This is a genomic window from Pseudomonas sp. CCC4.1 (genome assembly GCF_035019225.1).
In the GTDB taxonomy this organism is placed as follows: domain Bacteria; phylum Pseudomonadota; class Gammaproteobacteria; order Pseudomonadales; family Pseudomonadaceae; genus Aquipseudomonas; species Aquipseudomonas bubulae.
Genome location: NZ_JASJWL010000028.1, coordinates 21,994 through 36,174 on the forward strand (window position 1 = coordinate 21,994; position 14,181 = coordinate 36,174).

A 14,181-nucleotide genomic window follows, 5' to 3' on the forward strand; every position below is an offset into this window, starting at 1 on the left:
CAAGCAGAAGATATTGAAATCGTTTCAGGTACGGATAGCCGCGAAGTTTGCCATAAATGCCAGCATTTGGCGTTATTTACGGATCTTGCAGTAATCCCCCGTGGGAGCTGGCCTGCTCTCGATTGCAGCAACACGGTGCAAATGCATGACCGCGTCGCCTGCATCGCGAGCAAGCCCGCTCCCACAGGACTGCAGGATCAAGCCTCCACCAAACTCCACTGCTTACTCAGGCGCTTGTCCGAAATCGGCACCTTGGTCCCCAGTTGCTGGCCGAATAACGACACCCGATATTCTTCCAGCCACCAGCGGTACAACTCAAGTTGCGGATCGCGCTTGCCCTCCTGCGCATGCTTGGTCGCACGCGCTTGGTACTGCGCCCACAAACCACTCAGCTCACCACTCCAGACCCGGTCTTTTTGCACCTGGCCCGGCAGTTTTTCAAGACGCATTTCTATCGCCTTGAGGTAGCGCGGCAACTCTTTAAGCCACAAAGCCGGGGTTTCGCGCACAAAACCCGGGTACACCAGATGGCTCAGCTGCTGCTTTATGTCATTCAACGCCACCGCCTGGGCCAGATCGATCTTGCCCTTGAAGCGTTTTTGCAGACCATGCCACAGTTTGAGGATTTCCAGCGTCAATCTGGCCAGCTTTTCCGCATGTTCGGTCCAGGCTCCGCGCTTGCGCTCGGCAAGCGATGCCAGCCCCGCGCCATCACGGGGTAGTACCGCCTCGCCTTCCAGGATGCAGCTGTCGAGGCTGGCCAGCAGAATGTCCTCCACCAGGCTCTCGACCCGACCCAATTCGCGGTACAAAAGGCCAAGCTCAGTCAACCCTGGCAGCTTGCCACGCAAAAATTTCGCCGGTTCCGCCAGTTGTTGCATCAGCAAACGCTGCAACGCACGGCGATGCTGGAACTCAGCCTCGGCCGGGGTAGAAAAGCGCCCTTCCTTGACCGTATTGCCCTCTTCCACCAGCGCCGGGTAAACCGTCATCGACAGCCCGGCGATCTTCTGCTGGGTTTTCTCCGCCACCGGGGCAAACACCTTGGCCTCGACCGGCTGCTGATTTTTCGCGGTTTGCGGTACGGCCAGTGCTGCCTGACTGGCCTGGGCAAAGCGGGCCGTCAATTCGGCCAGATCACGACCCTCGCCGAGAAACTTGCCGTCGGCGTCGACCACTTCGATATTCATCTTCAGATGATTTTCAACTTGCTGCGCGGCTTGCGCCCAGGCCTCGTCGCTCACCCGAGCGCCGGTCATGCGCAGCAATTCGCGGCCCAGGGTTTGTGGCAATGATCCCTCAGCAAATTCCATGCGCTGCAACGCGGCCTTGACGAAGTCCGGCACCGGCACGAAGTTTTTGCGCAATGCCTTGGGTAAACTGCGCACCAGAGCGATGCATTTGGCTTCTATCATGCCGGGCACCAGCCACTCCATTCGTTCCGGCGGCAAAACCGGGAGCAGCGGCGCTGGCACCTTGACCGTCACGCCATCGCGGGGGTGGTTGGGTTCAAAGTGATAGCTGAGCTCCAGGGTCAAATCCCCCAGATGCAACGTGTCAGGGTAATGCATGGCCGTGATTTCGGTGGCTTCGCGGGCCAGCACGTCTTCTTCGCGCATGATCAGCAACTGTGGATCTTTCTGGCTGTTGACCCGATACCAGCTGTCAAATGTCGCGGTCTGATGAATCTCGGCCGGCAGGCGAGCGTCGTAAAACGCGTAGAGGGTTTCTTCATCCGCCAGAATGTCACGGCGCCGGGCCTTGGCCTCCAGTTCGTCGAGTTGTTCAAGCAACTGCGCGTTGGCCGTCAGGCATTTGGCCCGCGACTGAATTTCGCCACGCACCAGCCCTTCACGGATAAACAGCTCGCGGGACAGCACCGGGTCAATCGGCCCGTAATGCACGGCACGGCGACCGACCACGATCAGGCCGAACAGGGTGATCTGCTCATAGGCCACCACCTGCCCGCGCTTCTTCTCCCAATGGGGCTCGAAATAGTTCTTTTTCACCAGATGCCCGGCCAGCGGTTCGATCCAGTCCGGCTCGATCTTGGCCACCATCCGCGCATACAATTTGGTCGTTTCTACCAGCTCGGCAGTCATCAGCCACTGCGGACGCTTTTTACCCAGCCCCGAAGACGGATGGATCCAGAACCGGCGCTGGCGCGCCCCGAGGTAATCTCCGTCCTCGGTTTTTTGCCCGATCTGGCTCAGCAACCCCGACAGCACCGCCTTGTGCAGTTTTGCATAATCGGCCGGTTCCTGATTGACCGTGAGCTGCATATCGCGACAGATCAGGCTCAATTGACGGTGGGAATCACGCCACTCGCGCAACCGCAGGTAGTTGAGGAAGTTCTTGCGACACCAGTTGCGCAGCGGGCTGGCCGTCAGCGCCTGGCGCTGCTCCTCAAAACCGCGCCATACGTTGATCAGACCGGCAAAGTCAGAGTCGACATCTTTCCATTGCGCGTGGGCCTGATCAGCCGCTTGTTGACGTTCCGGCGGACGTTCGCGCGGGTCTTGTACCGACATCGCGCTGGCGACGATCAATACTTCCTGCAAACTGCCGAGCTTGGCGGCTTCGAGCAACATACGGCCCATGCGCGGGTCCACCGGCAGGCGGGCCAACTGACGGCCCAGCGGTGTGAGCTGATTTTCGCGGTTAACCGCCGACAGTTCTTGCAGCAGATTGAAACCGTCGGTGATTGCCTTGCCGTCCGGCGGCTCAATAAACGGAAACGCGGTGATTTCGCCCAGGCGCAGGTGCAGCATTTGCAGAATGACTGCCGCAAGGTTGGTACGAAGAATCTCAGGATCGGTAAACTCCGGGCGACCGTTAAAATCTTCTTCGGCATACAGGCGCACGCAGATACCCGGCTCGACCCGGCCACAACGGCCCTTGCGCTGGTTGGCGCTGGCCTGGGAAATCGCTTCTATCGGCAGGCGCTGGACCTTGGCCCGGTAGCTGTATCGGCTGATGCGCGCCGTGCCGCTGTCAATCACGTAACGGATGCCCGGCACAGTCAATGACGTTTCCGCTACGTTGGTGGCCAGCACCACACGGCGGCCCGGGTGCGACTGGAAAATCCGCTGCTGTTCGGCAGGCGACAACCGCGCATACAACGGCAGGATCTCGGTGTGCTTGAGTTGCGCCTTGCGCAGCATGTCGGCGGCATCGCGGATTTCCCGCTCGCCTGGTAAAAATACCAGCACATCGCCGGGGCTTTTACGCTCACTGCGCTCGAACGCGGCAATCTCGTCCAGGGTGGCAATTATGGCCTGGTCGACGCTCAGGTCTTCTTCAACGTTGTTGCCCTCTTCGTCCTGCTGGGAGGTCAACGGGCGATACCAGGTCTCGACCGGAAAGGTACGGCCCGACACTTCGACAATGGGCGCGTCATTGAAGTGTTTGGAGAAACGCTCAAGATCGATGGTTGCCGAGGTGATGATGACCTTCAAATCGGGACGACGGGGCAGCAGGATCTTCAGATAACCGAGCAAAAAGTCGATGTTCAGGCTGCGCTCGTGGGCTTCGTCGACGATGATCGTGTCATAGCGTTCGAGATAGCGGTCGTGCTGGGTTTCGGCCAGCAGGATACCGTCGGTCATCAGCTTGATCAGGGTATTGGAATCGCTCTGATCCTCAAACCGCACCTGATAGCCGACCAGCGCACCCAGCGGCGTGCCCAGCTCTTCAGCCACCCGGCTGGCCACACTGCGGGCGGCGATGCGGCGCGGTTGGGTATGGCCGATCAGGCCGTGCTGCCCACGGCCGATTTCAAGGCAGATCTTCGGTAACTGGGTGGTTTTGCCCGAGCCGGTTTCACCGGCCAGGATCAGCACCTGATGCTTGAGCAGCGCGGCCTTGATCTCGTCCCGCTTGGCCGCGATCGGCAGATTTTCGTCATAGCGAACCTGCGGCACACTGGCCGCCCGCGCTGCCACCTGCGCGCACGACGACTGCACCCGCTCGGCCCAGGCGGCCAGCTTGGCGTCGTCAGGCTTTTTGCGCAGCTCATGCAATTGCCGGCGCAGCTTGTGGCGGTCGGCAATCATGGCTTGATCGAGGTTTTTCAACAGTTGGTCGATAGCAGGCGATTCGTCAGTCATCAGGTGCGCAGAATTCTTCGTAAATGCAGGGGGCGGATTGTCGCAGATTTGGACGCTCATGCACGAATCTGTAGGAATTAGCGCGTTGTCTTGTCCGCTGCATCCCCTACACTGCCCGCCTTGAAACTTGTAAGGAAAATCCCGTGAGACTTGTCGATTTGCTGCGCATGCTGTCGCTGGCAGGCATTTGGGGCGCCAGCTTTCTGTTTATGCGGATCATTGCACCGGTACTCGGGACCATCCCGACAGCTTTTTTCCGGGTTTCCATCGCAGCAACCGGTCTGGTGGTAATTCTGGCGCTGATGCGCGTGCGCTGGGATTTCGGCGGCAAACTCAAGGTAATCCTGATACTGGGGGTTATCAACTCCGGGGTACCGGCCACACTGTATTCGGTGGCGGCCCAGGTGTTGCCTGCCGGTTACTCATCGATTTTCAACGCCACCACACCGTTGATGGGCGTATTGATCGGCGGTCTGTTTTTCAGCGAAAAATTGACCCTGACCAAAATGGCCGGGGTGTTTCTGGGCTTGCTCGGTGTAGGCATTTTGACCCGTGCCGGGCCGGTTGCTTTCAATCTGGACTTGCTGATGGGCGCCCTCGCCTGTCTGCTGGCCACCACCTTTTATGGATTTGCCGGCTTTTTGGCACGCCGCTGGCTGGATCAGCAAGGCGGTCTCGACCCTCGTCTTTCGGCACTGGGCAGTATGCTCGGGGCTACTTTGTTCCTGCTGCCGCTGTTCGGGCTGAGTGTGATCAATCAGCCACCGGTCAGTTGGGGCGGGACGAGTGTCTGGTTATCGTTGCTGGGTCTGGGGCTGGTGTGTACCGCGTTTGCCTATATCCTGTACTTCCGCTTGCTGACCAGCATTGGCCCGGTCAAATCCATGACCGTGACCTTTATGATCCCGCCGTTTGGCGTGCTGTGGGGCGCGCTGTTTCTGGGCGAGCCGCTGTCGATGGCGCACCTGTACGGAGGTCTGCTGATCGCCGTGGCGCTGTGGCTGGTGCTCAAGCCCGGGGCAATGGCAGCGTCCAAATAATCACATGCCGTGGTGGGGTTTTGGCAGGCAATTGACTTAAAAAATCCAAAAAAAAACCGCTCTCGATAGAGCGGTTTTTTGTGTCTGATGCAATCAGCCAAACAACCAGCGCCACAGCAGTATCAGTACCAGCACCGCCAATATCGGCCGGGCGATACGATAAAGCTTGGGATTGCGGCGCTTCCACTGTTTGACCACGCCACTGAAGCGGTCACTGAAGGTTTTGCTCCAGGCGTAGGCCTTGTTGATCCCGCCAACGCGTTCGTCGTCCAGGTTCTGCGGCGCAGTCGCCTTACCCAGTTGCGCGCTGACCCAACGGTTGATACGGGTCATCAGCGGGCTGGTCAATGGCCGCTCGATATCGCAAAACAGAATGACGCGGGTGATATCGGTTTCGTTCTTGACCCAGTGCACATAAGTCTCGTCGAACATCACGTCTTCACCATCACGCCAGGCGTATTCCTCGCCATCGACAAAGATGCGGCAAGCGTCGGAGTTGGGGGTCGACAGGCCCAGGTGGTAACGCAGCGATCCGGCAAACGGGTCGCGGTGCGGGTTGAGGTGGCTACCGCCCGGCAACAGGGCAAACATCGCGCCTTTGACGTTGGGGATGCTGTTGACCAATTCAACGGTTTTGGGGCACAGCAATTCAGCCGATGGCAGCGCCTTGTCGTACCACTTGAGGTAAAAGCGCTTCCAGCCCTTTTTGAAGAACGAACCGAAGCCTGCGTCGTTGTTCTTCTCGGCGGCGCGTATATAGCCCTCATCGAACAAGTGCATGGCTTCTTCGCGGATCGCTTGCCAGTTGTCCTTGAGCACATCCAGCTCGGGGAACTTGCTGCGGTCCAGGTACGGCTTGGACGGTACCCCGGAGAACAGGTACATCAGGGCGTTGTAGGGCGCAAAGAACGCGGAGTGGTTGACGAATTGGCGCAACACCGGCAACCGTGCCTTGCCGCGCAGGTGCACGTAAAGAATGCTGCCGACAAATAACAGTATGAGCCCTGCCTTGATGGCGAAGGATAAGGTCATGCAACAACTCCTCAAAAATACCGTGCAGCATCAATAGCCCGATGTAGCAGCAGGCCATGATAAACACTACAGGCGTAGGACAAAACCCACGAATCCAAATAATCAGTATTAAGTCTTACGCAACAGCAGGCTGATTATTCAGAAACTTGGGCATTAGCCACTTGATTTGAGTCAGTTGCACAAACTCTGCGGGGAACGGGCGCGCCACCCCCCGCACAATGTTACGGGTGCAATTCCTGCTCGCTGAACAGGTCGCTGAACAGGAAGCTCGACAGATAACGCTCGCCCGAATCGGGGAGGATCACGACGATGGTCTTGCCTTGCATTTCCGGGGTTTCCGCCAGTCGCACCGCCACGGCCATCGCTGCACCGCAGGATATACCGCACAAGATGCCCTCTTCCTGCATCAGGCGCAGGGCCATGGCCTTGGATTCGTCATCGCTGACGAGTTCGACCTTGTCGACGATCGACAGATCAAGGTTTTTGGGGACGAAACCGGCACCGATGCCCTGGATCTTGTGCGGTGAAGGCTTGATTTCTTCTCCGGCCAACGCCTGGGTGATCACCGGCGAGGTGATGGGCTCGACGGCCACCGACAGAATCGGCTTGCCCTGGGTGTGCTTGATGTAGCGTGAAACCCCGGTGATCGTGCCGCCGGTGCCGACGCCAGAAACCAGTACATCAACGCCGCCATCGGTGTCGTTCCAGATTTCCGGGCCGGTGGTTTTTTCGTGGATCGCGGGGTTGGCCGGGTTCTCAAACTGCTGCGGCATGAAATACCTGGCCGGGTCGCTGGCCTGAATTTCTGCGGCTTTGTCGATCGCACCCTTCATGCCCTTGGCCGGCTCGGTCAAGACCAGCTCGGCACCCAGCGCCTTGAGTACCTTGCGCCGCTCGATACTCATCGATGACGGCATGGTCAGCATCAATTTGTAACCACGCGCCGCTGCGACAAACGCCAGGCCGATCCCCGTGTTCCCCGACGTAGGCTCGATGATGGTCATGCCCGGCTTGAGTACGCCACGGCTTTCGGCATCCCAGATCATGTTGGCGCCAATCCGGCATTTAACTGAATAACCGGGGTTGCGGCCTTCGATCTTGGCCAGGATGGTCACGCCGCGCGGCGCAATGCTGTTGATCTGGACTAAAGGCGTGTTGCCGATGGATTGGGCGTTGTCTGCATAAATGCGGCTCATGGCGGGGTCCTTGTGCACCTTTTGGGAAGATCCCAAGGGTAGGCCTCACGCTGACATGCGTCCAGTCATGGCGTGACGCCTCATTCAGGGACTGAATGGCGCGTCTGCGTTCACGTCAGGCGGGCAGCGCGTTATAGTCGGACATACTTTTCAGTTCTCCCGCCCTGCCCCTTGCAGGACCCGGGTCATGGTTTGAGGAATTGCAGATGAAGTTTGAAGGCACACACGCCTATGTGGCCACCGATGACCTGAAACTGGCGGTCAACGCGGCCATTACCCTGGAGCGGCCGCTGCTGGTCAAGGGCGAGCCCGGCACCGGTAAAACCATGCTTGCCGAGCAACTGGCTGAATCCTTTGGCTGCAAGCTGATCACCTGGCATATCAAGTCAACCACCAAGGCCCACCAGGGCCTCTATGAGTACGACGCAGTCAGTCGCCTGCGTGACTCGCAACTGGGTGTCGACAAGGTTCACGATGTGCGCAACTACCTTAAAAAGGGCAAGTTGTGGGAAGCCTTCGAGGCCGAAGAACGCGTCATCCTGCTGATCGACGAGATCGACAAGGCAGACATCGAGTTCCCCAATGATCTGCTGCAAGAACTCGACAAGATGGAGTTCTACGTTTACGAGACGGACGAGACGATCAAGGCCAAGGTGCGCCCGATCATCATCATTACCTCCAATAACGAAAAAGAACTGCCGGACGCCTTCCTGCGCCGCTGCTTCTTCCACTACATCAGTTTCCCGGACCGCACCACGCTGCAGAAAATCGTCGACGTGCACTTCCCCAACATCAAGAAAGAGCTGGTCAGCGAAGCGCTTGATGTGTTTTTCGATGTGCGCAAGGTCCCGGGCTTAAAGAAAAAACCTTCCACCTCCGAGCTGGTCGACTGGCTCAAGTTGCTGATGGCCGACAATATCGGCGAAGCGGTATTGCGCGAACGTGATCCGACCAAAGCCATTCCGCCACTGGCCGGTGCCCTGGTGAAAAACGAGCAGGATGTGCAATTGCTTGAGCGCCTGGCGTTTATGAGCCGCCGCCCCAATCGCTGATTTCCGAGAAGGCGAAAAGCATGCTGCTTAATCTGTTCAATGAAATGCGTGCGGCCAAGGTGCCGGTTTCAGTGCGTGAGCTGCTGGACCTGATCAACGCCCTGAAAAACCGGGTGACCTTCGCCGATATGGACGAGTTCTATTATCTGGCCCGTACGATCCTGGTGAAGGACGAGCGCCATTTCGACAAGTTCGACCGCGCATTTGGCGCCTATTTCAATGGTCTGCAAAACCTCAATGAACACCTGGAGGCACTGATCCCCGAAGACTGGCTGCGCAAGGAGTTCGAACGCTCGCTGAGCGACGAAGATCGCGCCCAGCTGCAGTCACTGGGCGGGCTGGACAAGCTGATCGAGGCGTTCAAGCAGCGTCTGGAAGAGCAAAAGGAACGCCATGCCGGCGGCAACAAATGGATCGGCACCGGTGGCACCAGTCCGTTCGGCTCGGGCGGTTATCACCCCGAAGGCATCCGCGTGGGCGATGCTGGCGCACGTCAGGGCAAGGCGGCCAAGGTCTGGGAACAGCGCGAGTACAAGAACCTGGATGATCAGGTCGAGCTGGGCACGCGCAATATCAAGGTCGCGCTGCGTCGGCTACGTAAATTCGCCCGCCAGGGCGCAGCGGATGAGCTGGATATCGATGGCACCATCGACCACACCGCTCGCGATGCCGGGTTGCTGAATATTCAGATGCGCCCGGAGCGGCGCAACAATATCAAACTGCTGTTGCTGTTCGATATCGGCGGTTCGATGGACGCCCATATCAAAATTTGTGAAGAGCTGTTTTCCGCGTGCAGAACCGAGTTCAAACATCTGGAGTACTACTACTTTCACAACTTTATCTATGAATCGGTGTGGAAGAACAACCAGCGTCGTCAGGTTGAGCGCATCTCGACCCAGGACCTGCTGAACAAATATGGCGCGGATTACAAAGTGATCTTTATCGGTGACGCGACGATGGGACCCTATGAGATCACCCATGCCGGGGGCAGTGTCGAGCACTGGAATGAAGAGCCGGGCTACAAGTGGATGCAGCGTTTTATGGAGAAATACAAAAAGCTGGTGTGGATTAACCCGTATCCCAAGGACACATGGCATTACACGGCTTCGATCGGGATCGTACGTGATCTGATCGAAGACCGCATGTATCCGCTCACCCTTGAAGGGCTGGAAGAAGGGATGCGGTTTTTGGCCAAATAATTCAGCGCGGTGAGTGTGGCAGCGGGCTTGCTCGCGATTGTTCGACGCGGTGTTCCTGCTTTACCGCGCCGCCTGAATCGCGAGCAAGCCCGCTCCCACATAAATGGCGCTAAGCCACAAACCGCCGCATAAACACCACATGCTGGCGTTGCGCCGCCTCCTGCGTGGTCGGACGCATATGCACGCCCTCCCCCGGCAAGCACTGGGCCAGTCGCGCCAGCGCCAAAGGCGTCAAGGCGCCAAGTCGCGGGTAACCGCCAATGGTCTGGCGGTCATTGAGCAGCACGATCGGCTGGCCATCCGGCGGCACTTGAATGGCGCCCAGCGGTATCCCTTCCGAGATCATCGGTGCGCCCTGATACACCAACGCAGGCCCCAGCAAACGGATGCCCATGCGATCGGCGCGAGTGTCCAGCGTCCAGGCGCTGTTGAAAGCATCGAAGGTACTTTGCCCGCTGAAAGCACCCATTTGCGCGCCCATTACCACGTCCAGCGCCGGATTGGCGCTGAATACCGGTTGCAGTTCGCATGGCAACTCTCGCAATTGCCCGGCATGCCCGGCGTACGTCAATTCATCACCTGCCACCAGCCCGCGACCAAAACCATCCGGCCCGCCGAGCTGCTCACGGGCGACAGTCGCGCAACTGCCCAGCACTTGCGGCGCAACAAAGCCCGCGGGCGCTGCCAGATAAGCCCGGGCACCGCTCAGCGGCCGGGTAAATACAAGGGTCTGGCCTTGCTTCAGGACAAAACTGCGCCAGGGCTTGAGCGGCTGCCCGTCAATGGTGGCCGCCAGGTCCGCGCCCGCCAATGCCAGAGTGCAATCGGCCTTGGCAACAAGGGTCAGGCCGCCCAGGGTGATTTCAATCACCGCTGCATCCGGCGAATTGCCCAGCAGCCAGTTGGCCCAGGCCATCGACAGCCAGTCTGCGGCGCCGCCCTGGGTTACGCCCAAATGCCGCACGCCAAAACGCCCCGCGTCTTGCAGCAGGCACAATGGAGTGCTGGCCTGAATCAATAAGTGGCTCATGCCAAGGCCTCCTGAGGCGTGTCGTCACCGCCCAGGCGGATAAATTCAGCATGGGACACGGGTGCAAACTGCACCCTGTCACCGGGTTGCATCAGGCTGTAGCCATCACGTTCACGATCAAACAGTGCGCTCGGCGTACGCCCGACCAGGTTCCAGCCCCCCGGGGATTGCGCCGGGTAGGCTGCCGTCTGTCGCTCGGCAATGCCCACGCTGCCACTGGCCACACGCTTGCGCGGGGTGTTCAGGCGTGGCGCGGCCAGAGCCTCTTCAACCAGCCCCATAAAGGCAAAACCTGGAGCAAAACCGAGGGCAAACACCTGGTATTCGTGCTCACTGTGCCGGCGAATCACTTCGCTTACCGAGCAGCCGGCGCGCTGGGCCAGCAACGTCAGTTCCGGGCCCACGCTCACGTCGTACCACACGGGCAGCACATGACACTGGCCAAGGTTGCGGGTTTCCGGGCGCAGGTCGGTCAAGGCCTGGGCGATCAATTCACGGGCCTGGGCCGGGGTCAGCGCCAGCCCGTCGTAATGCACCATCATTGTGGTGTAGGACGGCACCAGATCGATCAGATGCACCGCAAAGCAGGTGCGGATCCGCTCGCTGGCAGCCAGTATCCAGGGCATGTTGCTTTCGGCAATTTCATCAAACAGGCGCAGCATCAGGCAATCGATGGCGACCACTTCGATACGCGGCTTCATGCCCGCGCCTGCTGCTCAAGGGCTTCGCGAATACGCTGCACAGCAGCAATCGAGCTAATGTTGTCGCCATGCACACACAGGGTATCAGCGTGCAAATGCAGGGCACTGCCGTCACTGGCAAGCAGGGCCTTGCCCGCTGCAATGGTCAGGGCCTGCTGCACGATGACATCCGCATCGTGGTGGACTGCCCCCGGTAGTTGTCGCGAGACCAGCCGCCCGGCATTGTCGTAGGCGCGGTCGGCAAACGCTTCAAACCACAGTGTTACCCCAAACTCGTCGCCGATTGCCTGGGCGGCGCTGTTGTCGCGCGTGGCCATCAGCATGAGCGGCAAGCTGGAATCGTAAGCGGCCACAGCCTGAACCACTGCCCGCAGCTGTACCGGGTTGGCCATCATGTCGTTGTACATCGCGCCGTGGGGTTTGACATAGCTGACCTGCACACCCTGTGCGCGGCAAATACCGTCCAGTGCACCGATCTGATAATGCAGCAGATCCTGCACTTCCTGCCCCGAATAGCTTATGGAGCGGCGCCCAAAGCCCGCCAGATCCTGATACGCCGGATGAGCACCGATCTTCACATTATGCGCCACAGCCAGGGCCACGGTTTTGCGCATGATGCCTGGGTCGCCGGCATGAAAGCCGCAGGCAATGTTGGCGCAATCGATAAACGGCATGACTTCGGCATCCAGGCCCATGGTCCAGCTGCCAAAACTCTCACCCATGTCACAATTCAATAACAGGCGGCTCACGATGATGCTCCTGTGGTCTTTTTATAGATTAGGTAGGAGCATTTTTCGACAGGCGCGGGCCATTCGTCCAACTAATAAAAGCCGGGCTCGGGCATAAGAAAAATTTGATTGCTTAACATTTCTTGTGAAAGGGGATATTCCCCCGGGGTCAGTAGCTGCGCTCGCGGCGGGCAATGCGCTCACGCTGGCGTTTGCCGCCGAGCACGACCCAGTCCACCAGCCGCAGGAAACCTTCGATAATGAAGGAGAACAGCAAGGCACCCGCCATCGCCCAACCAATGGCGCTCGGCGACAGCAACACCTGGTAGGTGTAGGCGTTCAGGGTTTCTTCGCGAATGGCCGGGTCAGCCGCATAGGCCACTTGCAGGGCGCGCATGTACCATGGGCCCTGCATGGCCTGGAACTGCTCATCAAGCAGGCGTTGACGGTTGAGCAAGGTGCCGAGGCTGCCGGCATCACTGCGAAAAACCGGGTCACCGCTGGCCTGGTAATGGGCCACCAGCGCTTGCAGGTCACCCTTGAAAAACTGGTTGGCGGTGTTCTGGAACCCCGCCAACCCGGTCTGGGCCTCGATCAGATGAGCTTCAACACGGTTGGCGTAATCATTGATAAACCCCGGCACTTGCACACCGATCAGCAGGCCAAGAGTAAACAATACCAACCGCAGGTAGCTCAGGAACATACACACCCATCCTTATTCGGTTATGCCCTGGCTGACGCATTCACCGCGTCGCCACAGACTCCATTGGCCCGGTTCGTAGCGTGTCCAGGTTTCGTTTTCAGTCAGTGGCTCGGTGGCAATCACGGTGACTACATCGTTGGGCGTGGTCTCTGCCTGAAAATCGACGATAACATCGACATCTTTCAGGCGCGCCGGGCCAAACGGGGCTCGCCGGGTAATTTGCGCCAGCTTGGTCGAGCAATAGCAGAAAAGCCAGTCGCCATCACTGAGCAGGCAATTGAACACGCCTTTGCTGCGAAACCCGGCGCACGCCTCGACCAGCACCGGCAGGATGCGTTCGACGTCGACCGGCTCCGGGAAGGCTTCACGGACCCGGTTGAGCAGGTCACAGAACGCCGCTTCACTGTCGGTATCACCAATAGGGCGGTAAAAACTCGTACTCGGAGAAAAGTCGGCCAACTGGCCATTGTGCGCAAAACACCAGTTGCGTCCCCACAGCTCGCGAACAAACGGGTGGGTATTGGACAGGCACACCTTGCCCACGTTGGCCTGGCGGATATGGCCAATCACCACTTCGCTTTTGATCGGGTAACGCTGTACCAGCAGGGCGACTTCGGAGTCGCAACTGGCGGCAGGGTCCTGGAACAAGCGCAGGCCCCGGCCTTCATAGAAGGCAATGCCCCAGCCATCACGATGCGGGCCAGTACGCCCGCCGCGCTGCATCAGGCCGGTAAAGCTGAACACAATATCAGTCGGGACGTTGGCGCTCATGCCCAATAATTCACACACGCTCGCACTCTCGCATTCAGGCTGGACGAAACAAAATTACAACCGCGGCTCAACCCGTGACGGGCCCGATGCACGCGGCGCACTCTTTGGAACATGACGGTCATCGCCGGCCGGGCCAAAAGGCTGGTCGTCTTCAGGATCGGCCTGACGGGCTTTGGCGGCCGCGGCGGCTTGCGCCTTGCGGGCTTTGCCGGAGCGCTCGATCGGCCAGCGGATCAGCACAAATATAGCGTAAACGCACAGTGCAATTATGGCGTACATCAGCAGGTCAGAGACCGCGCGCCAGGCGTTGTCGCCCACTTTAAAGGCCAGATCCAGAGCAGCAATCGCCACTGCAGGGGCAAATTTTTCCTTGACCGGGTCAATGATGGTCGGGCTGAACAGCAACACGGCCATTAATACCCGCAACGGTTCGCGCAACCAGCGCCACATAAAGCGGGTCATGCGGCACCATACGAGCAGGCAGCCCAAAGCAGCAAAGGCGTAAAGGCCCCAGGCGATCAGATAGTCGTTCTCGGTCATGGTATCCATGGTCGGCAGGCAATGAGAGGCTATGATAACGGCTTTTAGGCAGTGCGGCTGCAACGCCGTCAGCGTCACTT

At 59.0% G+C, this 14,181-nt stretch carries 12 protein-coding genes; 3 read left to right on the forward strand and 9 right to left on the reverse strand.

What is annotated here, in order from left to right; translation table 11 throughout:
* Positions 1-197: 197 nt before the first annotated feature.
* Entirely contained in the window at positions 198-4,109 is a 3,912-nt protein-coding gene (gene hrpA, locus QN377_RS13065; RefSeq protein WP_322212615.1) for an ATP-dependent RNA helicase HrpA, read from the reverse strand.
* Positions 4,110-4,252: 143 nt separating this feature from the next.
* On the opposite strand from hrpA, the gene QN377_RS13070 reads away from it, so the two are divergent.
* Complete coding sequence (locus QN377_RS13070; RefSeq protein WP_095002680.1) at positions 4,253-5,149, forward strand: DMT family transporter; 897 nt, start codon at positions 4,253-4,255, stop codon at positions 5,147-5,149.
* Between the two features lie 93 nt (positions 5,150-5,242).
* Here the strand turns inward: QN377_RS13070 and QN377_RS13075 are convergent, their stop codons facing one another.
* Both QN377_RS13075 and cysK read right to left on the reverse strand, forming a co-directional pair.
* Positions 5,243-6,181 carry an aspartyl/asparaginyl beta-hydroxylase domain-containing protein gene (locus tag QN377_RS13075; protein ID WP_088377780.1) on the reverse strand — a complete coding sequence of 313 codons (939 nt, stop codon included), beginning with the start codon at positions 6,179-6,181 and terminating at the stop codon, positions 5,243-5,245.
* Between the two features lie 221 nt (positions 6,182-6,402).
* On the reverse strand, positions 6,403-7,377 hold the full coding sequence (gene cysK / locus QN377_RS13080) for a cysteine synthase A (RefSeq protein ID WP_095002681.1): 975 nt from the start codon (positions 7,375-7,377) through the stop codon (positions 6,403-6,405).
* A 206-nt stretch (positions 7,378-7,583) separates the two neighbouring features.
* Here cysK and QN377_RS13085 point away from each other — a divergent pair, with 206 nt between their 5' ends.
* Positions 7,584-8,429, forward strand: coding sequence for an AAA family ATPase (locus tag QN377_RS13085; RefSeq protein ID WP_095002682.1), 846 nt, complete (start codon positions 7,584-7,586; stop codon positions 8,427-8,429).
* Between the two features lie 20 nt (positions 8,430-8,449).
* The gene (locus QN377_RS13090) at positions 8,450-9,628 is read left to right on the forward strand and encodes a vWA domain-containing protein (protein WP_095002683.1); all 1,179 of its coding nucleotides are present in this window, start codon (positions 8,450-8,452) and stop codon (positions 9,626-9,628) included.
* A gap of 109 nt (positions 9,629-9,737) precedes the next feature.
* On the opposite strand, the gene QN377_RS13095 is transcribed toward QN377_RS13090, so the two are convergent.
* From QN377_RS13095 to QN377_RS13120, 6 genes are all read right to left on the reverse strand, one after another.
* Positions 9,738-10,658 (reverse strand): biotin-dependent carboxyltransferase family protein, encoded by a 921-nt coding sequence (locus QN377_RS13095; RefSeq protein WP_095002684.1) that lies wholly within the window; start codon positions 10,656-10,658, stop codon positions 9,738-9,740.
* Positions 10,655-11,359, reverse strand: coding sequence for a 5-oxoprolinase subunit B family protein (locus QN377_RS13100; RefSeq protein ID WP_095002685.1), 705 nt, complete (start codon positions 11,357-11,359; stop codon positions 10,655-10,657). Before QN377_RS13100 ends, QN377_RS13095 begins: the two co-directional genes overlap by 4 nt.
* Entirely contained in the window at positions 11,356-12,108 is a 753-nt protein-coding gene (locus tag QN377_RS13105) for a 5-oxoprolinase subunit PxpA (RefSeq protein WP_322212609.1), read from the reverse strand. Before QN377_RS13105 ends, QN377_RS13100 begins: the two co-directional genes overlap by 4 nt.
* A gap of 148 nt (positions 12,109-12,256) precedes the next feature.
* Complete coding sequence (locus QN377_RS13110; protein ID WP_322212607.1) at positions 12,257-12,790, reverse strand: DUF2937 family protein; 534 nt, start codon at positions 12,788-12,790, stop codon at positions 12,257-12,259.
* Between the two features lie 12 nt (positions 12,791-12,802).
* Positions 12,803-13,579, reverse strand: a complete 777-nt coding sequence (locus QN377_RS13115) for a class II glutamine amidotransferase (protein WP_150629383.1) — start codon at positions 13,577-13,579, stop codon at positions 12,803-12,805.
* A gap of 36 nt (positions 13,580-13,615) precedes the next feature.
* The gene (locus QN377_RS13120) at positions 13,616-14,110 is read right to left on the reverse strand and encodes an MFS transporter (protein WP_095002714.1); all 495 of its coding nucleotides are present in this window, start codon (positions 14,108-14,110) and stop codon (positions 13,616-13,618) included.
* Positions 14,111-14,181 lie beyond the last annotated feature (71 nt).

Bases quoted from the DNA above. Each gene is read 5' to 3' on its own strand.
- QN377_RS13095 (WP_095002684.1), bottom strand. From the start codon at position 10,658: ATGAGCCACTTATTGATTCAGGCCAGCACTCCATTGTGCCTGCTGCAA.
- QN377_RS13085 (WP_095002682.1), top strand. From the start codon at position 7,584: ATGAAGTTTGAAGGCACACACGCCTATGTGGCCACCGATGACCTGAAA.
- QN377_RS13100 (WP_095002685.1), bottom strand. From the start codon at position 11,359: ATGAAGCCGCGTATCGAAGTGGTCGCCATCGATTGCCTGATGCTGCGC.
- QN377_RS13090 (WP_095002683.1), top strand. From the start codon at position 8,450: ATGCTGCTTAATCTGTTCAATGAAATGCGTGCGGCCAAGGTGCCGGTT.
- hrpA (WP_322212615.1), bottom strand. From the start codon at position 4,109: ATGACTGACGAATCGCCTGCTATCGACCAACTGTTGAAAAACCTCGAT.
- QN377_RS13075 (WP_088377780.1), bottom strand. From the start codon at position 6,181: ATGACCTTATCCTTCGCCATCAAGGCAGGGCTCATACTGTTATTTGTC.
- QN377_RS13110 (WP_322212607.1), bottom strand. From the start codon at position 12,790: ATGTTCCTGAGCTACCTGCGGTTGGTATTGTTTACTCTTGGCCTGCTG.
- cysK (WP_095002681.1), bottom strand. From the start codon at position 7,377: ATGAGCCGCATTTATGCAGACAACGCCCAATCCATCGGCAACACGCCT.
- QN377_RS13120 (WP_095002714.1), bottom strand. From the start codon at position 14,110: ATGGATACCATGACCGAGAACGACTATCTGATCGCCTGGGGCCTTTAC.